This is a genomic window from Rhizomicrobium electricum, assembly GCF_011762045.1.
Lineage (GTDB): Bacteria > Pseudomonadota > Alphaproteobacteria > Micropepsales > Micropepsaceae > Rhizomicrobium > Rhizomicrobium electricum.
Genome location: NZ_JAASQS010000002.1, coordinates 148,945 through 168,362, shown reverse-complemented (window position 1 = coordinate 168,362; position 19,418 = coordinate 148,945). Strand labels below are relative to the sequence as shown.

24 protein-coding genes are annotated in these 19,418 nt (G+C 64.2%); 12 read left to right on the top strand and 12 right to left on the bottom strand.

The features are described 5' to 3' along the window. Nucleotides 1–21 precede the first annotated feature (21 nt). Nucleotides 22–582: a nitroreductase family protein gene (locus tag FHS84_RS03670; protein WP_166930512.1), complete on the top strand. Its 561-nt coding sequence runs from the start codon at nt 22–24 to the stop codon at nt 580–582. A gap of 160 nt (nt 583–742) precedes the next feature. Here the strand turns inward: FHS84_RS03670 and FHS84_RS03665 are convergent, their stop codons facing one another. The 3 genes from FHS84_RS03665 to FHS84_RS03655 form a co-directional block, all read right to left on the bottom strand. After that, nucleotides 743–1,669, bottom strand: coding sequence for an ROK family protein (locus FHS84_RS03665; RefSeq protein ID WP_166930510.1), 927 nt, complete (start codon nt 1,667–1,669; stop codon nt 743–745). A 106-nt stretch (nt 1,670–1,775) separates the two neighbouring features. Next, a complete protein-coding gene (locus tag FHS84_RS03660; protein ID WP_166930508.1) occupies nt 1,776–2,432 on the bottom strand; it encodes a hypothetical protein in 657 nt (218 codons plus the stop codon). After that, nucleotides 2,422–2,706 carry a DUF3572 domain-containing protein gene (locus FHS84_RS03655; protein WP_166930506.1) on the bottom strand — a complete coding sequence of 95 codons (285 nt, stop codon included), beginning with the start codon at nt 2,704–2,706 and terminating at the stop codon, nt 2,422–2,424. Before FHS84_RS03655 ends, FHS84_RS03660 begins: the two co-directional genes overlap by 11 nt. Before the next feature lie 186 nt (nt 2,707–2,892). Between FHS84_RS03655 and FHS84_RS03650 the strand changes: the two genes are divergently transcribed. Continuing rightward, a complete protein-coding gene (locus FHS84_RS03650) occupies nt 2,893–3,267 on the top strand; it encodes a response regulator (RefSeq protein ID WP_166930504.1) in 375 nt (124 codons plus the stop codon). Between the two features lie 3 nt (nt 3,268–3,270). Continuing rightward, complete coding sequence (locus FHS84_RS03645) at nt 3,271–4,641, top strand: PleD family two-component system response regulator (RefSeq protein ID WP_166930502.1); 1,371 nt, start codon at nt 3,271–3,273, stop codon at nt 4,639–4,641. Here the strand turns inward: FHS84_RS03645 and tehA are convergent. Both tehA and FHS84_RS03635 read right to left on the bottom strand, forming a co-directional pair. After that, nucleotides 4,638–5,609 (bottom strand): dicarboxylate transporter/tellurite-resistance protein TehA, encoded by a 972-nt coding sequence (tehA, locus tag FHS84_RS03640; protein ID WP_166930500.1) that lies wholly within the window; start codon nt 5,607–5,609, stop codon nt 4,638–4,640. The two genes, FHS84_RS03645 and tehA, sit on opposite strands and share 4 nt — an antisense overlap. 73 nt (nt 5,610–5,682) lie before the next feature. Then, nucleotides 5,683–6,096, bottom strand: coding sequence for a hypothetical protein (locus FHS84_RS03635; protein ID WP_166930498.1), 414 nt, complete (start codon nt 6,094–6,096; stop codon nt 5,683–5,685). Nucleotides 6,097–6,209: 113 nt separating this feature from the next. On the opposite strand from FHS84_RS03635, the gene FHS84_RS03630 reads away from it, so the two are divergent. Then, a complete protein-coding gene (locus FHS84_RS03630; protein WP_166930496.1) occupies nt 6,210–6,824 on the top strand; it encodes an SAM-dependent methyltransferase in 615 nt (204 codons plus the stop codon). Here FHS84_RS03630 and xth read toward each other — a convergent pair. Continuing rightward, nucleotides 6,821–7,603, bottom strand: coding sequence for an exodeoxyribonuclease III (xth, locus tag FHS84_RS03625; protein WP_166930494.1), 783 nt, complete (start codon nt 7,601–7,603; stop codon nt 6,821–6,823). The genes FHS84_RS03630 and xth overlap by 4 nt on opposite strands. Before the next feature lie 302 nt (nt 7,604–7,905). Between xth and FHS84_RS03620 the strand changes: the two genes are divergently transcribed. Beyond that, nucleotides 7,906–8,718, top strand: a complete 813-nt coding sequence (locus tag FHS84_RS03620) for a hypothetical protein (RefSeq protein WP_166930492.1) — start codon at nt 7,906–7,908, stop codon at nt 8,716–8,718. Between the two features lie 4 nt (nt 8,719–8,722). On the opposite strand, the gene FHS84_RS03615 is transcribed toward FHS84_RS03620, so the two are convergent. The 3 genes from FHS84_RS03615 to erpA all read right to left on the bottom strand — a co-directional run bounded on the left by FHS84_RS03615 (nt 8,723) and on the right by erpA (nt 10,160). Then, entirely contained in the window at nt 8,723–9,079 is a 357-nt protein-coding gene (locus tag FHS84_RS03615; protein ID WP_166930490.1) for a hypothetical protein, read from the bottom strand. A 38-nt stretch (nt 9,080–9,117) separates the two neighbouring features. Next, nucleotides 9,118–9,705, bottom strand: a complete 588-nt coding sequence (locus FHS84_RS03610; protein ID WP_166930488.1) for a hypothetical protein — start codon at nt 9,703–9,705, stop codon at nt 9,118–9,120. A gap of 107 nt (nt 9,706–9,812) precedes the next feature. Then, on the bottom strand, nt 9,813–10,160 hold the full coding sequence (gene erpA, locus FHS84_RS03605; protein ID WP_166930486.1) for an iron-sulfur cluster insertion protein ErpA: 348 nt from the start codon (nt 10,158–10,160) through the stop codon (nt 9,813–9,815). Between the two features lie 95 nt (nt 10,161–10,255). Between erpA and FHS84_RS03600 the strand changes: the two genes are divergently transcribed. The 6 genes from FHS84_RS03600 (at nt 10,256) to FHS84_RS03575 (ending at nt 15,666) form a co-directional block, all read left to right on the top strand. Further along, nucleotides 10,256–11,458, top strand: a complete 1,203-nt coding sequence (locus FHS84_RS03600) for a deoxyguanosinetriphosphate triphosphohydrolase (RefSeq protein WP_166930484.1) — start codon at nt 10,256–10,258, stop codon at nt 11,456–11,458. 80 nt (nt 11,459–11,538) lie between these two features. Beyond that, nucleotides 11,539–12,519 carry an SPOR domain-containing protein gene (locus FHS84_RS03595; RefSeq protein ID WP_166930482.1) on the top strand — a complete coding sequence of 327 codons (981 nt, stop codon included), beginning with the start codon at nt 11,539–11,541 and terminating at the stop codon, nt 12,517–12,519. 3 nt (nt 12,520–12,522) lie between these two features. Beyond that, complete coding sequence (gene nagZ, locus FHS84_RS03590) at nt 12,523–13,530, top strand: beta-N-acetylhexosaminidase (protein WP_166930480.1); 1,008 nt, start codon at nt 12,523–12,525, stop codon at nt 13,528–13,530. Further along, nucleotides 13,527–14,330: a segregation and condensation protein A gene (locus tag FHS84_RS03585; RefSeq protein ID WP_166930478.1), complete on the top strand. Its 804-nt coding sequence runs from the start codon at nt 13,527–13,529 to the stop codon at nt 14,328–14,330. Before nagZ ends, FHS84_RS03585 begins: the two co-directional genes overlap by 4 nt. Next, nucleotides 14,327–15,214, top strand: coding sequence for an SMC-Scp complex subunit ScpB (gene scpB / locus FHS84_RS03580; RefSeq protein ID WP_208393681.1), 888 nt, complete (start codon nt 14,327–14,329; stop codon nt 15,212–15,214). The genes FHS84_RS03585 and scpB overlap by 4 nt, the downstream gene beginning before the upstream one ends. Before the next feature lie 68 nt (nt 15,215–15,282). Next, the gene (locus FHS84_RS03575; RefSeq protein ID WP_166930476.1) at nt 15,283–15,666 is read left to right on the top strand and encodes a hypothetical protein; all 384 of its coding nucleotides are present in this window, start codon (nt 15,283–15,285) and stop codon (nt 15,664–15,666) included. A gap of 247 nt (nt 15,667–15,913) precedes the next feature. On the opposite strand, the gene FHS84_RS03570 is transcribed toward FHS84_RS03575, so the two are convergent. The 3 genes from FHS84_RS03570 to FHS84_RS03560 form a co-directional block, all read right to left on the bottom strand. Further along, nucleotides 15,914–16,927: a zinc-binding alcohol dehydrogenase family protein gene (locus tag FHS84_RS03570; protein WP_166930474.1), complete on the bottom strand. Its 1,014-nt coding sequence runs from the start codon at nt 16,925–16,927 to the stop codon at nt 15,914–15,916. Nucleotides 16,928–16,999: 72 nt separating this feature from the next. After that, complete coding sequence (locus FHS84_RS03565; RefSeq protein ID WP_166930472.1) at nt 17,000–18,100, bottom strand: serine hydrolase domain-containing protein; 1,101 nt, start codon at nt 18,098–18,100, stop codon at nt 17,000–17,002. Nucleotides 18,101–18,164: 64 nt separating this feature from the next. Beyond that, on the bottom strand, nt 18,165–18,578 hold the full coding sequence (locus FHS84_RS03560; protein ID WP_166930470.1) for a hypothetical protein: 414 nt from the start codon (nt 18,576–18,578) through the stop codon (nt 18,165–18,167). A 129-nt stretch (nt 18,579–18,707) separates the two neighbouring features. Between FHS84_RS03560 and FHS84_RS03555 the strand changes: the two genes are divergently transcribed. Next, nucleotides 18,708–19,415, top strand: coding sequence for a response regulator (locus tag FHS84_RS03555; RefSeq protein ID WP_166930468.1), 708 nt, complete (start codon nt 18,708–18,710; stop codon nt 19,413–19,415). Nucleotides 19,416–19,418 lie beyond the last annotated feature (3 nt).

Below are 19,418 nucleotides of genomic sequence, written 5' to 3'. Positions count from 1 at the left end.
CACAAGCAATCAGGTGACGATATGGATCTCGAGACTGCAATCCGCGAACGGCGCGCCGTGCGCCACTATACCGACGAACCCGTCAGCGACGGTGTTCTGCGGCAACTGATCGATGCGGCGACGCTGGCGCCGAGCGCGATGAACGAGCAGCCCTGGCTGTTCACGGTGGTGCGCGACAAGGAGCTTCTCAAACGGGTTTCGCGCGACGGTAAAGCGGCGACCCTGGCGATCATGATCGCCAACGGCGCACCGAGCGAGCGTGTCGAGAAGATGAAAAATCCGGCTTACGACATTCTCTACAATGCGCCGGCGCTGATCGTGATCGCCAGCGCCAGCAGCGGGCCGTGGGCGGCGGTGAACTGCAGCCTAGCGGCGCAGAACCTGATGCTGGCGGCGCGTGCGGCCGGTCTCGGCACCTGCTGGATCGGTCAGGCGCAGGCATGGCTCGCGTCGGCCGACGGCAAGGCGGCGCTCGGACTGCCGCCGGATTGCACGCCGGTGGCCGCCATTATCGTCGGACATACCGCCGAATTCCCGCCGCCGGTGCCGCGCAAGCCGGCTGAGGTGAAGTGGATAGGGTAATCGCCATTTTCGTCATGGCCGGCCTCAGAGCCGGCCATCCATTTTGCAGCCCGCACAATCTTTGCCGATGTGCCAAACGTTGCCTCCGCCTGGATGGCCGGGTCGTAGCCCGGCCATGACGATAAGTAGTACGGGGGCGGCCATGACAATGGTGAGTGGGTTACCTCGCCAGGCCGGCAGCGACTTCATCTTCGGTCCACAGCCAGGCGGCGCCGCGCACGCCCGACGAGTCGCCGTGCTTGTTTCTGACGATCTTCGTCGGGGCTTCGGTGGTGAAGGCGTAGTGCTCGACCCGCGGGGGAAGCTCCGTGTACAGAGCGTCGATGTTGGACAGGCCGCCGCCCATCACGATCACGTCGGGATCGAGGATGTTGACCACCTCGGACAACGCCCGCGCCAGACGGTCGTAGAAATTCTCGAGTTCGGTGACAGCCGCCTGTTCGCCGAGTGTCGCCGCCTTGACGATATCGGGCAGGGCTTTGCCGACGCCGGTATGCGCCTCGTAAAGCCGCGCCAGCGCCGGGCCGCTGCACCAGGTCTCGATGCAGCCTTTCTTGCCACAGTAGCAATCCTGAGCGTGCTGCACCTCGGCGACGCTGGGGCGCGGCAGGGCGTTGTGTCCCCATTCGCCGGCCACCGCATGGGCGCCGGTCAGCACACGGCCGTCGACCACCACGCCGCCGCCGACACCGGTGCCGGTAATCACGCCGAACACCACCCGCACTCCCATGGCGGCGCCGTCCGAAGCTTCCGACAGCGCAAAGCAGTTGGCGTCGTTCTCGACCCGCACCGGACGGGCGAGGGCGGACGACAGGTCCTTGTCGAGCGGATGGCCGATCAGGACCACCGAATTGGCGTTCTTGACGAACCCCGTCTTGGGGCTGATGGCGCCGGGAATGCCGATCCCCACGCTGCCTTTGCGGCCCAGCTTGGCCTCGGTCGCTTCCACCAATCCTACAATGGCGCGGACGGCGGAGTCATAGCTATCGCGGGGCGTGGGGACACGCTCGCGCAGGATTTCCCGGCCGCCGGTATCCAGCGCCATGATTTCGATTTTCGTACCGCCTAGATCAATGCCGAAACGCATAAGGGCCCTCCATGTTCTGCGCTACGGCCGGGCCGCCCAGCCAGCCATCCAGGCGGTGTTCGTGCGCGAAATCGAGGACCAAGGCAAGTGACGGAATGGATGGCCGCTAGGGCAGCCGCTCCAGGATAAACGACTGCACCTCGCGCCAGTCCTTGGCGTGGCAGTGGGCGGGGAAGCCGGTGCCAAGCAGGACGCGCAACGGCTCGCTTTCGACAACGTGCACGAGCGTCACGTCGGGTGCGGCCTTGGCAACGTCGGCGAGATTGGAGGGGATATCGTCGATGAAGAAAGTCTGCGCCCGTGCATGGGCCGCCAGAGCGCGGACGGCGGCGCCTTTATCGGCGAGATAGCCGGCACCGCAGTCGTTGGCGATCAGCGGATAGCCGATGCCGAGCCGCGCGAAATTCCTCAGCCGCGCCTTGGCCTGGATCGCATTGACGTTCGACAGCACCACTACGCTCGCCACTTGCGACAGTTCGGCCAGCGCCTCGCAGGCGCCCTCGACCGCATCAAGGTCGTCGAGGTCTTCGCGATACTCGTCCACCAGCGCAATGCACTCGACATCGAGGATCTGCGAATTGTCGTCCAGGCGCCGGATGCCGCCTTCGAGCTGATAGGAGGTGAGGTCGAGGTAGAGGCCGCGCTCCGCCAGCCAGCGCCCGAAGCAGCCGGTGAATTGCAGCAGCACGCCATCGGCGTCGGTGATGACCAAGGGACGGCCGGACGGAACGGCGGCAATGGCGGAGGTCAGGTCACACTTCACGGGCGCCGCTCAAGACATGGTTGGCCGCGTGCAGTTGACGTGGATCAAGCTTCTGTTCCGCGCAAAAGTCGGTCGTGGTGGCGTCGCCGGCCAGAATGTACTCCAGCACGGCCCTCAACATGTCGGGGTCGGCCGCCCGCCGGCGCAGCTCGTCGGCGTCGATTCCGGTGTTGCGCAAGAATCGTTCGATGTCCTCGTCCCGGCCCGCTAAAAAAGTCAGTCCATTCAAGGCAATCGTCTCGGCGTGCTCCCTGGTCAGCCTGTCGCGGATCAAATTCCCACCCAATTCAAACATTAACCGCAGATAATCCGGCCGGAATGCATGTCCGGACCGGTCAACGTCAAGGGAGCGTTAATACTCGCAAACTAATACTACGCAATGTGATTGCGATCGAGTCGGGTCAGGTACGTGCAACCAGGTGGTGTGCGACAGCCCGGAGGGGTGGACCGGAGAGTTCTCATGGACGCGAAATCGAAGACCGTTCTCATCGTCGAGGACAATGAGCTGAACATGAAGCTCTTTCACGATCTGCTCGACGCGCACGGCTACAACATCCTGCAGACCAAGGACGGCATGGAAGCGCTCGATATCGCGCGCGAACATCGCCCGGACCTGATCCTGATGGACATCCAGCTGCCGGAAGTTTCCGGACTGGAAGTCACCAAGTGGCTGAAGGAAGACGATACGCTGAAGGCGATCCCGGTGGTCGCGGTGACCGCGTTCGCCATGAAGGGCGACGAGGAAGTCATCCGCCAGGGCGGTTGCGAAGCGTACATTTCCAAGCCGATTTCCGTGACCAGCTTCCTGGATACGGTCCGCCGTTTCATCGGGTGAACCATGACGGCCCGAGTCCTGGTCGTTGATGACATTCTTGCCAACGTGAAGCTGCTCGAAGCCCGGCTGACCGCCGAGTATTTCGAAGTCGTCACGGCGTATTCGGGCGCTGAAGCGCTGGGCAAGATGGAAGCCAGCGATCCTGATATCGTCCTGCTCGACGTCATGATGCCCGGCATGGACGGATTCGAAGTCTGCCGCCGCATCAAAGCCAATCCGCGCACCGCCCATATTCCGGTCGTGATGGTCACGGCGCTCGACCAGCCGTCGGACCGCGTCACCGGCCTGGAAGCGGGCGCCGACGATTTTCTCACCAAACCGGTCGACGACGCGGCCTTGTTCGCCCGCGTGCGCTCGCTGGTCCGCCTCAAGATGATGACCGACGAGCTTCGCATGCGCGAAACCACCGGTCAGGCGATGGGGCTGATCGATCCTTCGACCTCGTTCATCGAAAGCGGCATCGCCGGACGCATCCTGATGATCGAGGACCGGCCGGATTCCGCCAACTGGTTCGCGACCGCCCTGCGCAAGGAAAACGACGTCGCTTGCGTCGACACTTTCGAAGAGGCCCTGGTGCGCGTGCGCGGCGGGGACTTCGACCTCATCCTGGTGTCGCTCGGCATGCGCGGCTTCGACGGCCTGCGCCTCTGCTCGCAGTTGCGTTCGCTCCCCGAGGGACGTCACGTGCCGATCCTGGTGGTGGTCTCGGACGGCGACAAGCGCAAGCTGCATCAGGCGCTCGAAATGGGCGTCAACGACTACCTGACGCGACCGGTCGACACCAACGAACTCGTCGCCCGCGTGCGCACCCAGCTGCGCAAGAAGCGCTACGCCGACCGGCTCCGCCACAACGTCCAGCTCAGCCTCGAAATGGCGATCACCGACGGCCTGACGGGGCTGCACAATCGCCGCTACATGACGCGCCACCTCGATAACCTCGTGGCCCAGGCGCACAAGACCGGCAAGCAGCTGTCGTTCGTCATCATGGACATCGACTTCTTCAAGCGGGTCAACGACAACCACGGCCACGACATCGGCGACGAAGTGCTGCGTGAAATGGCCCGCCGCATCACCGCCAATGTGCGCGGCTGCGATCTCGCCTGCCGCTATGGCGGCGAGGAATTCGTCGTGGTGATGCCGGAAACCGAAGTGGCGTACGCCTATACCATCGCCGAACGGCTGCGGAAGAGCATCGAGACTACGCCGGTGGCGATCTCGCGCGCGCCGAACAAACTGAACATCACGCTGTCGATCGGCATCGCCGGTTCGATGGGGCCGGCGGACTCCGCCGACAGTCTGCTGCGCCGCGCCGATCAGGCGCTGTATGCGGCCAAGAACTCCGGCCGCAACCGGGTCGTAGCCGACGCGGCCTAGACCAACAGTTTTCCCCGCATCAGCAGAACCGCCGTGCGCACCGCTAAGGTGCCGATGAACGCATTGGCGCCGAGGAAGATCGGCAGCGCCAATGTCTGCGCCACAGGCACGCCCGAGAGCGCGAGTTTCAGCGCGCACACGGTGGTCGAGGCGATGCCGAAGGTATAGGCCCAATATGACGGCGCGAACGGGGTCTCGCCAAGCCAGCGCCACAGCCGGATGCCGAGCAGAAGCTGGAACAGGCCGTAGCCCCACAGCATCAGCAGCCAGTGATCGGTCGTGCCGGGCGCGAGATTGAGCCATGCCATGCCGCAGACCACCGGCGGCGCAAACTGGATGCCGATCAGCGGGCGCTGCGGCTTGGGCAAACCATCCGGCTGCCACAGGCGCATGACGATGAGCGACTCCAGCGCCAACCACGAGAACACGCCGGCGCCGAGAAACAGCCAGCCCCAATCGGAATGCCCGAGTACACCGAGAGCGGCGGCGCTGGTGAAGTTGCCGGCGACAGTCGGCAGATAAAGGCTGGGTGCCGTATCCAGCATGTCGCGTCCGCCGCGCCACAGCCCGCCGGTGTGCATCAATGCGAAAAACAAATGCCAGCCGATTCCGGCGAGCGCGAACGTCCACGCGGCCAGCATGCTGTAGCGCGCCACGGCGAGGGTCATCAGCAGCGTTGCAATGCCGACCAAGGCCGGCGTCGATCCCTGGACGGGATGCGCGAACTCGGCGCGCGTCTGTGCCGGTCGCAAAATGGCTTGGACGACATAGAAGACAAGCAGCGACGCCCACACCAGACCCGCCAGCGCAAGGATCGCTTCCCCGATCATCGCCGGTACATGCCAATACTGGACCGCCAACCGCCACGATTGGCCGAGACCGGACAGTCCCAGCACCATGCCGAAGTGCGCGGCGGGCAAGCGTCCGCTGCGAGAAGGCGCCTGCGGATTGGCGACGAGGGCGTCCATGAAGGCTCCGGAACGACGTCAGACGGGAAAAGATGTACAGTTAATGTGTGTATTTCCCGCGGAGGCGACGAAGTCAATGCGGCGCAACGCGCTGCTTGCGTGCCGGTCTGGCAGGGCCGGTCTTTGGAATGATCTGCGCCGTTACCGTGTTGGTCGCCGCCGTCACGCGCACTGCGGCGATGTCGTCTTTCGGCAGGCGCGTCGTGTACCGGACGCTGACCGGCATCAGCGCTTGGACTACGGTTACGGAATCCTCCGGCGGGTCTGCAACGAACTCGAAATCGAGGTCGCCCGCTTCGTGACTCTTCTTGACGATAAGGTGTGGTTTCTCCCAGCCGCCGGTTTTCACGGCGCCTTTGGCAGTGACGATCATGTGCTTGCCGGAGATGACGGCGGTTGCGGAATCGACGCGGTAAATCAGGCTTTCCGCACTGGCCGGGGTTGCCGCAAAGACAACGAGAAACGCAAGAATTGCGCACGCGCGCATCGAAGCCTCCATGGCGCGTGGTTAGGTGGCTAATGCGGCGCAATTGAGGACGGTGGCGATGCCCCGATTGCCATGATACTGACGTCAATTGATCGAATTTCGGGACGGCGATTATGGCGGACGACCAACGCGCTTTTTGGAACGAACGGTTTTCCGGCGACGATTATCTGTTCGGCACCGAGCCTAACGCGTTCCTTGCGACGCAACGCGAACGATTGAAGCCGGGCATGCGGACGCTCGCGGTAGCGGACGGCGAAGGGCGCAACGGCGTGTGGCTAGCGCGGCAAGGGCTGGATGTGCTGTCGATCGACTTTTCGCCGGTGGCGCTGGCTAAGGCCGAGAAGCTGGCGGCCGCTGCGGGCGTGACGCTGAAAACCGAATGCGTCGATCTCGCCCATTGGGAGTGGGGCGTGCCGCGTTTCGATGTGGTGGCTGCGATCTTCATCCAGTTTGCCGATCCGGCGTGGCGCGGGCGTATCTTCGCCAACATCAAGCACGTTCTGGTGCCCGGCGGATTGCTGCTGTTGGAAGGCTACCGTCCCAAGCAACTCGAATACGGCACCGGCGGACCATCGCAAGTCGAGAACCTGTACACGCGCGATCTGTTGGAACGCGAATTCGCCGACATGAATATCCTGCACCTCGCCGAATACGATACCGAAGTCAGCGAAGGTTCGCGCCACAAAGGCATGTCGGCGTTGATCGATCTGGTGGCGAAGAAGCGCTAGACGTCGATCTCTGCGATCACCGGCACATGGTCCGAGGGCTTGTCCCAGGCGCGCACGCGCTTGTCGATGGAGCAGGTTTTGAGCCGGTCGGTGGCTTGCGGCGTGAGCAGCACGAAGTCGATGCGGATGCCGTGATCCTTCTGCCAGGCGCCGGCCTGATAGTCCCAGAACGTGTAGCGGTGCGGGGTGGCATCGCAGGCGCGGAAGGCATCCTGCCAGCCGAGATGCTCGATGGTGCGCAGCGCGGCCTGGCTCTGCGGCTGGAACAAGGCGTCGTTCCGCCATACGGCCGGGTCGTGACAATCGTCGTCGGTCGGGATGACGTTGAAATCGCCCATCAGCGCCGCGGGTTCTTCGTAGGTGAGGATTTCCGCTGCGCGGGCGTGCAGCCGCTCCATCCAGCCGAGCTTATAGATGAATTTCTCCGAGCCGAGCGGGTTGCCGTTCGGCGCATAGACCGAGGCGATACGGATCACGCCTTTGTCGCCGCTCACCACTGCTTCGATGTAGCGGGCATGGATGTCGTCTTCGCCGCCCGGCAGACCACAGGTGATGTCTTCGAGCGGACGCTTCGACAGGATGGCGACGCCGTTATAGGTCTTCTGGCCATGCACCGCGCAATTGTAGCCGAGGTCCTCGAACACGCCGCGCGGAAAGGCGTCGTCCATGCATTTGATCTCCTGCAGGCAGACGACATCGGGCGCGGCGTCTTTCAGCCATTGGGTCACGGTGTCGATCCGTGCCTTCACAGAGTTCACATTCCAGGTGGCGATTTTCATGGGCGAGGGGAGATTCGATTGCCGGGGGAGACTAGGACTTAACCAACTGGATTGTCATCCCGGCCAAGCCCTTCGGAGCACGAAGTGCAAGGGAGTGCGCAGAGCCGGGACCCACACGGACACAATCCAGATTTCAAAGTGGATCCCGGATCGCGCCCCGTGTGCCATGCGCCATCATCATCGCGGGCGCGTCCGGGATGACAACCTGTGGCGTAACGCGAATGTAATCGGGGTGAAGGGCTGGCGCAGGTGACCGTGCCGCAGCGGCGGGCTAGACTGAGGGTACTTGAAGGGTTTGGGCCATGCGCAGAGTTCTCTCCGGATTTGCCGTCCTGCTGCTTTTGTCGGCAGCCGCCGTGGCGGCCGACAAGCCGTCGGACCAGACATCGCCGAACGGTGCGCCGCCGCCGTTCAACCCCCGGCTCGGACATGCGGGGTTGCCGACCGCACCCGGCAATGTCCAGCCCGGCATGCCGAAACCCGGCATGCATCCGGGCGGTCACGACGGCAAAGGCGACCATCGTCGCCATCGCGATGACCACATCTGGGGCGGGCCGTTTTATCCCTATCCGCCGATGCCGATGACGTGGCCGTATCCGCCGTATCCGTATTCGCAATACTATTATCCGTACCCGCCGCAGTACTATCCCAACAACATCTATGGCGACGACGATTATCCGCCGACCTCGACGCGCGGACTGGTGGTGCCGGGCGATCTGCCGGTCGGCATCACGGCCTATTGGAACTACTGCGATGCGCCGGACGGGTATTATCCCTATGTGAAGGAGTGCAGCCACGAGTGGACGCGCATTCCGATCTCGCCGCCGCCGCCGGGCACAGTGACACCGCTGAGCTATTCCGACTGGCAATGGTGCGAGGAAAAGAAGGCGTTCTTCCCGTATGTGACGGCGTGCCCGGCCGGCTTCGAGTCGATCCCGGTGACTGCGCCGGGCAAGGCCCAGGCCGGTCCGCCGCAAACCGCCAACTGGTATTTCTGCGATAATCCGCGCGGATATTCGCCCTACGTGGTGCAATGCGCCCGCGACTGGCGCGCCGTCCCCGCAGTGCCGCCGCCGAGCGTGAAGATCACGGTGAAGGACGAGAAGAAGAAGTAAGCCGTTAGTCGTACGCAAATACCGAGCAACTCGACATCACTTCGTTTTGATCATCGATCACCGCGAGCATGACCGTGTCGAAGTGCCCACTGATAATCCAGGGCAGGCCGCTTCGCGTGCCCCTAATCAGCCAACGACCGTCGGACAATTTTGCGTGCCACGGGCGGAATTTTTCGTGGTCGGGATAGCGGCGGAAGCACTGTGCTTCGGCAAGGCTTATGATTTGTTCTCGTGAATGCCGGGATTTCGTCCACGGCAGTCTGTCGCTGCCGGAGAACTCGTCCAACGCTGCAATACTGGCCAGCAGCACGACCGGAAACAGCACGGCCGTCAGAACCGGCTTCAGCCACGTTTTGCGCATGAGCCCCCTCCCGCGAACGGGAGCATACACCTGGGCCGTTACTCCGAATAGCGTCGGCGGTGTTCGGGCTTGTAGCCGATGAACACGTTCTCGTAGAGGCACGACAGCGTGTAGAGAACATCGAGGCCGTTCGGCGACATGCAGGGCGCGAGATATGGCGATTCACGGCGCGCGAGCTCGCGGTGCCAATGCTGAGGATCGGAAACGTCGGACGCGACGCCGAAGCGGCCCGGATCGTTCCTCATCGCCAAGCCGATGCGATCGCAAATGGCGCGGACTTCGCGCGAGGCAAGGTCGTAATGGCCGGGATCGCAGGCGGACAGCGCCAGTGCGATGCCGTTGCCCGTGCCCGCGCCAGACGACGGTCCATTATACGTGTACGGATTAAAATAAGGTGCCGTGATGGTATTGGAGCCTCCGGCGGCCGGCATTCGGCGTTTGCGCGGTTCGAGCCGCAGCGGCGGCGGTGCGGGCGCCAGCGTGATCTGGGTTTCGTGTTCCTCGGCTTTCGGTTTCTGCGGTTCCCGCTCGACAATGAGCGCGTTGAGAAAGGCGATCGCCGCTGCGACGTGCAGCAGCGCCACCAGCAGAAACGCAGGAATGCGGTCGCGAAACGCTGTCGCCATAGCGGTTCCAGGCGGGTGCCCTACGGGAGTACCACGCTGCGGAAACGACCGGCACTTAAGCCGGCTTCATGACAAAATCGCTACTTTTGTCGCAAAGTGTGCAAGGCTCAGATCGAAAAACTCGTGCCGCAGCCGCAGGAGGAGCGGGCGTTGGGGTTGTTGACCTTGAACGCGGCGCCGATCAGTTCGTCGACGTAATCGAGTTCCGCACCTTCAAGGAACTCCAGCGATATCGCATCTACCAGTACCTTGACGCCGTCGCGCTCGATGATGAGGTCGTCTTCGGCCGGTTTGTCGTCGAGGTCGAAATGGTACTGGAACCCGGAGCAACCGCCGCCGGAGACCGACAGGCGGAGCATTTTGGGCGAGCCCTCGGCGGCGATGATCTTGGCGATCTGGCGCGCGGCGCGGGCAGTAACGGCAACGGGGGCGGTTTCGGTGGTCATATCGGACATGCGATAATCCTAGCGAGTCTTGGTCCAAAGCGCTCGCAGGAAAAGTGGGAACCGGTTTTCCGTTCTGCAAGCGCGAAAAAGGAAAATCTAGGAAAATGGCCGATACAAGCAAACCCGCCGGACGGCTGGGGCCGGTGTTTCATCCACCGGGGCGTGCGGCCTATGCCACCTTTCCGGACCACAGCCGCGGACGGCTGTTTCCCGAGCCCGAAAGCGCCACCCGGACCTGCTATCAGCGCGACCGCGACCGTATCCTGCATTCCACGGCGTTCCGGCGCCTGAAACACAAGACGCAAGTCTTCGTCGAGCACGAGGGCGACTACTACCGCACCCGCATGACCCATTCGCTGGAAGTGGCCCAGATCGCCCGCTCGGCGTCGCGGGTGCTGGCGCTGGATGAAGACCTTGCGGAAGCCGTGGCGCTGGCGCACGACCTCGGCCATACGCCGTTCGGGCATACGGGCGAGGAGGCGTTGGATGCCGCCACGGAAGAAATCGGCGGCTTCGATCACAACGCGCATGCGCTGCGGCTGGTGGCCAGGTTGGAGCACCGCTACGCCCGCTTCGACGGCCTGAACCTCACCTGGGAGACGCTGGAAGGACTGGTCAAACACAACGGACCGCTGACCGGCCGCATCCCGGAGCCGATCGCCCGCTTCAATGCACGCTGGTCGCTCGAACTGACGTCATGGCCGGGACTGGAAGCGCAGGTCGCGGCGCTGTCGGACGACATCGCCTATCTCACCCACGACATCGACGACGGGCTTCGCGCCGGGTTGTTCTCGGTGGACGAGCTGCTGACGGCGCCGCTCGCCGGTCCCCGCGCCAAAGAGATCATGGATCGCTACGGCGAGCTCGAGGCCAGCCGCTTCATCGGCGAACTCGTCAGTAGACTGATCGGCGATATGGTGGCCGATCTACTGACTGAGACCCAGACCCGGCTGGCGGCGGCCAAGCCCGGCTCGGTGGCGGAGGTGCGGGGTGCGGGCAGGGCGCTGGCCTCGTTCTCCGAACGCATGGGGGCCGATGCGCAGGCGCTCAAGGACTTCCTGTTCGTCCATATGTATCGGCACAAACGGGTCACGGCGACGCGCAACCGGGCCAAGGCGCTGATCGCCGAATTGTTCGGGGTTTTGGCGGTAAATCCGGCGCTGCTGCCGCCCGGCTGGGCCGCGACCTGCGGCGCCCCCGCCGACGCCGTGACCAAGGGTGTGGTACGCGACTACATTGCCGGCATGACCGACGGCTACGCCATCCAGGAATACAGACGCATTTTCCACAAGGACGTGCGGCTCTAGCAGCCCCCTGGGGTTTACCACGCCGTGATTCGGCCTTGCCGGGGTGCTAGCTTCGAGGTCCTGAGATTCGGAGCATGCCTATGGCGAATTTCGACCGCGCCACACGGGACCGGGACGACGACCGGGACGGACGCGACTATGACGGCGGAAACGACGAGGACGACAACGAGGGCTCGCACCTTCCGGTCGTGATCATCATCGCCATTCTGGTGCTGGCGGCGTTCGGCGGCGTGGTCTGGCTTGCCTATAACCAGGGCGTCGCCCGCGGCCGCAGTGACGGTCCGGTGCGCATCGCCGCCACCACCAAGGCCGACGACAGCGGGATCAAGGTCTACCAGCAGTCCGCCGGCCCCGAAGAGGACGGCGCAGCCCAGAAGTCCGCCGCAACGGCCCCGGTCGCACAGCCTCCAGCCCAGCCCCAGCCGGCTCAGACCCAGCCGGCCCCCGGACCGCAGACTCCGGCTCCCCAGGTCCAACCGGCCCAGACCGCCGCCGTGCCGCCTCCGCCGCCGCTGATGGGACCCAAAACCGCCCAGCCGGCACCGCAACAGCAGGTTGCCCCAAAGGCATTCGCCCAGTCCGCGCCGCCGCCCAAGCCGCAGCAGCAGGTTGCCGCCGCCAAGCCGTATACCCAACCGGCGACGGACGAACCGGCCAAGCCGCAGGTGGCGACCAAGCCGCCGGCCCAGCTCGGTGGCGCCCATCCCGCGGCAGTCCCCCCGGCCGCGACCGCCGCGGCCAAGCCCGTCACGCCGCCGCCGCTGAAACCGGCAACCATGAAGCCGGTGGATGCACCGGCGAAATCCGCGGCCTCGGGCAGCTATCTGTTGCAGCTCGGCGCCTTCAAATCGGATGCCGAAGCACGCACGGCGTGGAAGGCCTACCAGTCCAAACATGCGGCGCTTCTCAATGGCTTCGGACCGGACGTTCAGAAAGTAGATCTGGGCGATAAGGGCACCTGGTACCGCCTGCGCATTGCTTCGTTCGCCGACAAGGATGCGGCGGTCGCGGTATGCGATCGTCTGAAGGCACAAGGCGGCTCCTGCTTCCTGGCGAAATAGTCCATGCGTCGACGCGTGATCTTTGGCTGTTCGGGGCCCGTACTCGAACCGAGTGAGCGGGACTTCTTCCGCGACGTACAGCCGTGGGGCTTCATTCTGTTCGGACGGAACGTGAAGAACCGCGAGCAAGTCCGCGCTCTGACAGACTCTTTGCGTGAGACCGTTGGCGATGCGGCAGCGCCGGTCCTGATCGACCAGGAAGGCGGCCGGGTCGCCCGCCTGAGGCCGCCGGAGTGGCCGGCCCGCCCGCCGCAGGGCGTGTTCGGCACGCTCCACCGCGAGCATGCCAAGACCGCGGCCGATGCCGCTTATCTCAACGCCCGGTTGATTGCCTGCGATCTGGCGGAAATCGGCGTAAACGTCGACTGCCTGCCGGTGCTCGATGTGCCGGTGCCGGGCGCCCATGACGTGATCGGCGACCGCGCCTTTTCGACCGATCCGACTGTGGTCATCGAGCTTGGACGGGCCGTTATGGACGGGCTGATGGACGGCGGCGTCCTGCCGGTCATGAAGCATGCCCCCGGTCACGGCCGGGCGGGGTGTGACACCCATCTGGACCTGCCGCGCGTCACCGCGTCCCGCGAGCAGTTATCCGCAGCCGATTTCGTGACTTTCCGCAGCCTGGCCCATTGTCCCATGGCCATGACCGCCCATGTGGTCTATGAGGCGATCGATCCGAACCGTCCGGGCACCCTGAGTCCTCGAGTCGTTCACGAAGTGATTCGGGGCGAAATTGGTTACCAAGGGCTCCTGATGACCGACGATCTGTCCATGCAGGCGCTTTCCGGGCCGCTTTCGGCCCGCGCCAAGGCGGCGCTGTTCGCAGGCTGCGATGTCGTGCTTCACTGCAACGGCGGCATGGACGAAATGAAGGACGTGGCCACCGAGGCCAAGCCGCTCGAAGGCGAGTGGCTGAAACGTGCGGAAACGGCCCTCGGCCATCTGCGTACGCCTGTCGAATTTGATCGTATTGCCGCCGAGGCGCGGCTCAAAGAGTTGCTTGTGGCATGAGCGAAGAACTGGCCGACACTTTCGAGACCATCGAGCTGCCGCCGGCAACCGAGGACGAGAAGCTCGTCGTTACGCTCGACGGCTTCGAAGGCCCGCTCGACGTTCTTCTGTCGCTGGCGCGGACCCAGAAGGTCGACCTCGCCAAGATCTCGATCCTGAAGCTGGCCGACCAGTATCTCGAGTTCATCGAGCAGGCCAAGCGGATGAACCTGGAACTGGCTGCCGACTATCTCGTCATGGCGGCTTGGCTGGCTTATCTCAAGTCGCGCCTGATCCTGCCGCAGCCGGAGCAGAAGGAAGGCGAGCCCTCGCCCGACGAACTCGCGATGCGCCTGCGCTGGCGGTTGCAGCGCCTCGACCAGATGCGCGAAGCGGCGGCCCGCCTGATGGCCGGCGACCGTCTGGGGCGCGAAGTCTTTGCCCGCGGCATGCCCGAGCCGGTCAATGTCGTGAAGCTGAAGACCTACAAGGACACGATGTACGATCTGCTGTCGGCCTATGCCGGCGAGCGGGTCAAGAAGATGCGCGGCAAGAACTATCAGCTCCGGGCTTCGCCGGTGATGCTGATCGATCAGGCGCGCGAGCGGCTGGAACGGCTGTTGGGGAAAATCCCCGATTGGAGCAATCTGGCATCGCTGCTGCCGGAGGGGTGGACCGGCGGTCCGCGGCGGCGTTCGGCCATGGCCAGCATGTTCATGGCCTGCCTGGAAGCCGCCCGTGACGGCCGTGTCGAACTGCGCCAGATGGCGCCGTTCGAAGACCTATTCATCAAAGACCTTGCTAAAGAGGCATCCGCATGAACGGCGTTCTGAAGGTGCAAGAAGACCTTGCCGAAGAGACGGACGTGTCGATGCCGGTCAGTGAAGGACAAAACGTGTCAGACGAAAGCGTACCGCCGAGTTCGGATCAACCCGCCGAAGAAACCGCTCCCGCATTGGAAGTAGTGACCGAAGCCGCGCCCGAGACGGCCGAAGCGGTCGGCGAGCCAGTCGCCGAAGCGTCGGAAGAGGCTCCGGCGGCCGAGGAAGGGATCAATCCCGAGCATATGCGCATGTGCGAAGCGCTGCTGTTCGCGTCGGCGGAACCCTTGTCGGAAGAGGCGTTGAAGGCATCGCTGCCGGAAGGTTCCAATGTCGCGGCGATCATCGCCGAACTTCAGAAGGAATATGAAGGCCGCGGCGTAAATCTCGTGCGCGTCGCGGAGAAGTGGCAGTTCCGTACCGCCGCCGATCTGGCGTTCCTGCTGCGCAAGGAAAAGCCCGAGCAGAAGAAGCTGTCGCGCGCCGCGATCGAAACGCTCGCCATCATCGCCTACCATCAGCCGGTGACGCGCGCCGAAATCGAAGACATCCGCGGCGTCATGCTGTCCAAGGGTACGCTCGACACGCTGATGGAAGTCGGCTGGATCAAGATCCGCGGCCGCAAGCGTACGCCGGGCCGCCCGGTGACCTACGGCACGACCGAGGCCTTCCTGGTCCAGTTCGGACTGGAGAACATCTCTCATCTTCCCGGAATGGAAGAACTCAAGGCTGCCGGGTTCCTCGAAGCCGTGCCGCCGAACGGTCTCGACGTTCCGACGCCCTCCGATCAGCTCGGTCCGGACGAGGATCCGTACGAAGGGCCGGAAGAGGCGGAACTCGCAACCGGCGGCGCCGACCCGTTCATGCCCGGTTCATCCGAATAGTGGGATTCTCCCGGCCGGAGCGCAGTCTCGCGGTGCCAGCCGCCGCGCGCTTTTGCTGGGAGTGACCTATGAAGAAGCTGATCCTGTTTGCCTTGGCCGCCGGTCTCGCGGGCGTGACCGCTGCGAACGCCGCCGATCCGGCTCAGCCTGCCAAGCCCCGTCAGATTTGCATCCGGACCTCGGACATCAACAGCATGTCCTATCCGGACAACCGAACCATTCTGTTCCGCATGAACGGCGGGCCGGTGAAGGTGTGGCGCAACGAGCTGCCGCGCGAATGTCCGGGCCTGAAGTTCGAGCAGGGCATCGCTTGGCAGATTTGGGGCGGCGAAGTCTGCTCCAACATGCAGGTGTTCTACGTTCTGCGCCGCGGCACGCCGTGCATGCTCGGCACCTTCGTCCCCGCCGACCAGCCGCGCCAGGACGGTTGGGCGCCGCCGGAGAAGAAGTAACCACACTCTCGCTTTCCTCCCTCGCGGTGCCGTGCCTTGGAAGCACGCACAATGTTGAGATAGCGGGGGAGGTGGCGCCATAAGGCGACGGAGGGGGGATTGCTCCGGCGCTTATTCGGTCCCCCTCCGCCTCACGCGCTGCGCTTGATCGGCACCCTCCGCTTTCCTCAGACAGTGCGGGTCGTTGTTCGCGATGCCGCGGGGGAGGAAAGAGGCGCCGTGGCGCGTCGGGGATGACGGTCTCTCCCTAAAACCCTTCCAGCACGATCTTGCCTTTGGTCTTACCGCTTTCGATGCGGGTATGGGCCAGTTTCAGGTTGGCGGCGTTGATCGGTTTCAGGACCTCCGTCACCGTGGTGGTGATGTCGCCGTCCTCGACCAGCACGGCCACCGTGTCGAGTAGCTTGCCTTGTTCCCCCATGTCGGGGGTCTCGAACATCGCGCGGGTGAACATCAGCTCCCAATGGGTGGACACCGCCTTGCGCTTGAAACTCATGACATCGAGCTTTTCCGGATCGTCGATCAGGCCGAAACGGCCCTGCGGCGCGATCAGGGCGACGATATCGTCGAAGTGGCGGTCCGTCTGGGTGGTCGAAAACACGAAGGCGGGCGCACCGTTCTTCAGCGCCGCGATCTGATCGGCCATCGGCTTGGAATGATCGATGACATGATGGGCACCGAGTTCCTCCACCCATTCCCGCGTTTCGGGACGTGAGGCGGTGGCGATCACCATGACGTTGGTGAGGGCGCGGACGAGCTGAACGGCAATCGATCCGACGCCACCGGCGCCGCCGATGATAAGCACGGCGTTGGCCGCACCGGGCACCGGCTTGTTGATGTCGAGGCGGTGGAACAGCATCTCCCAGGCGGTGATGGCGGTCAGAGGCAGCGCGGCCGCCTCGGCGTTCGACAACCGCTTCGGTTTGCGGCCGACGATGCGTTCATCGACCAGATGGAATTCGCTATTGGCGCCGGGACGCGTAATCGAGCCGGCATAGAAAACCTCGTCACCGGGCTTGAAGCGGGACACCTTATCGCCGACCTCGACGACCCGTCCGGCGACGTCCCAGCCGAGGACCTTCCACTGGCCGGGTTCCGGAGCGGCACCGCGGCGAACCTTGGTATCGACCGGATTGACCGAAATCGCCTCCACGGCAACCAGCAGATCGCGGCCCGTGGCGGCTGGTTTTTCCAGTTCGATGTCGACGAGAGCGTCTTCGCGATCGATGTTGCCAGGGATCTGGTAGCCAACGGCCTTCATGGAACTCTCCGCAGATTGGTGCCCTCACCATATGGGATTTTTGGAGAGGGACGCCAACCTGCAATTCGGCTTTCAGTCGTCCGGCGCCGGTGCCGCCATGGCCGCGGCGCGGGCTGCGCGCAGGTCACGGCTGTTGCGGATCAACAGGTCCTTGAGGAAGAAGACGCCGTAGACGCCGGTACGGCGGTCGATCCAGGGCAGGGTGCCGAACGCGCCGGGGCTGGAGACCACGGTGCAGGAGCGATCCGCTGCCAGCTGTTCGCACCAGTTGCCGAGCGCGTATTCCCAGCCGGACGGAACGCCGGGCGGCAGATAACCTTTCTTGAGGCCGAGCGTCTGCACGGATTCCATCTCGCGTAGGGAGCGCTCGGACAGGATCTGGCGGCCGTCGAACCGTCCGTTGGCGGCGAGCATGGTGAGGAACTTGGCATAATCGTCGGCAGTGGTGACGGCGCCGCCTTGCAATAACGGGTTCAGCGTCTCTGCCGGTGTGGCGCCACGGGCAGGCAGGTGTTCCCATCCTGTCGCCGTCATACCGAGCGGGCGTGCAATGCGTTCCTCGAACAGGTCCGACCAGCGGCGGCCGGTGACTTTCTCGACCATGGCGCCGGCGACCTGAAACTGCGGTCCGCCGTATTCGAACACTTCGCCGGGCGGGTTGGCGAGCGGCCGCGCTGCGATGTCGGCTGCCGATTGCGCCAGCGTGATGCGCGGGTCCTGACGCACATCCACCCGTGCGCGGAGATTGCCGAGGCCGGCAGTCTGGGCCAGCAACATGCGCAAGGTGATGCGTCCGGCGTCGCCGCGAAACTCCGGCAGCACCGTCGAAATCGGCGCATCGAGATTCAGTTTGCCCTCATCGACCACGGTCATCACCAGTGCGGCGGTCATCCACTTGCTGGCCGAGGCGACGGGGTAGCGGGTGTTTGCGTCGATCTTTCCGACATCAACACGATAGAGGAGCTTGCCGTCCTTCATCACGATCGCCGTGACCGGTGTACCCGAGCGGGCGATATCGTTGAGTTTGTCGACCAGCGCTTTGGGCGCGGGACCGCTGACGTGGACGGCGGGCGGATCGACGGCCGTGCCGATGCGATGAGCGGCGTGGCGAGCCGCCATCACGCAGCCGGAGAGAAGGAACGACGCGGCGAGAATGGGAATGAGCTTTTTCATGACGAGCCATCGTAGAAGGAAAAGCCGGTCCGGCGGAGAACAGTCGGACCGGCGAGGCCGGCGATCAGTCTTGGGGGCCTGACCACGTGCCACTGCGGGACGCCGAGCCGTTGGGGCCGGTGGTGTTCGAATACCAGTTCAACGAGCCGTCGCTGTTGGTGACGCCGCGATCGCGGGTCCAGGTGTTGCCGTTGTTGCCGCGAACGGTCGTCGAACTGTTGCACGATCCGTTGGCGCAGGAGCGATAGCGGTCGGAGGTATAGCCGTAACCGCGATTGGTCTGGAGCGAACGGTGGCCGGTGCAAGTGCCGCCGGCGCAAGAGCGGTCGACGTGCTTGTCGTAGCCGCGGCCGTAAGCGCCTTGGGCGTGCACCGAGCGGTGGAAACCACGGCCTGCCATCGCGGCGTCGGTGGTGGCGGAGAACGAGAACGCGGCGACCAAGGCGGCGACGGCAAATGAGAGTTTTTTCGCATTCATGGGGGATGTCCTCTTGGATGCGAAGGACCATGGCCGTGTGCGGTATCGGGACGATTGCGGGGAGGAAACGGTTTGTAACGCCGTGTAACGGCGCTTGCAGTCGCGCCGGACGCGGAGCAAAACTTGGCCATGGGGCAAGCCATTCTGGTCGTCGAGGACGATCGCGAAATCTCCGGACTGGTCAGCGCGTTTTTGGTACGCGAAGGATTTTCTGCGCGCGTGGCCGAGAACGGCGCCGAGATGGATCGCCTCTTGGCGGAATGCCCCGCCGATCTCATTCTGCTGGATCTGATGCTGCCGGGCGAAGACGGACTGTCGATTTGCCGGCGGCTGCGGGCGGACGGCAACATCCCGATCATCATGGTGACGGCGAAGTCCGACGACATCGACCGCATCATCGGACTCGAAGTCGGTGCCGACGACTATGTCGCCAAGCCGTTCAATCCGCGCGAACTGGTAGCGCGCATCCGTGCCGTGTTGCGGCGGACCGCGCCGGCGGCAGCTCCCGCGACGACGTCATCGCGGCGGGTGCGGTTCGAGGACTTCGTATTCGATATCGATGCTCATCGGCTGCATCGCGGCGGCGAGGAGATCGCGCTGTCGACCGGCGATTACGATCTGCTTGCGGTCTTTGTCGAGCGGCCGATGCGGGTCCTGACGCGCGACCAGTTGATGGATTTGACCAAAGGACGGAGTTGGGAAGCGTTCGACCGTTCGATCGATGTCGCGCTGTCGCGCTTGCGCCGGAAGATCGAAGCAGACCCGTCGAAACCGGCGCTGATCAAGACGGTGCGCAATGCCGGCTACATGTTCGCAACCGCGGTGCGAAAGGACTGAGCC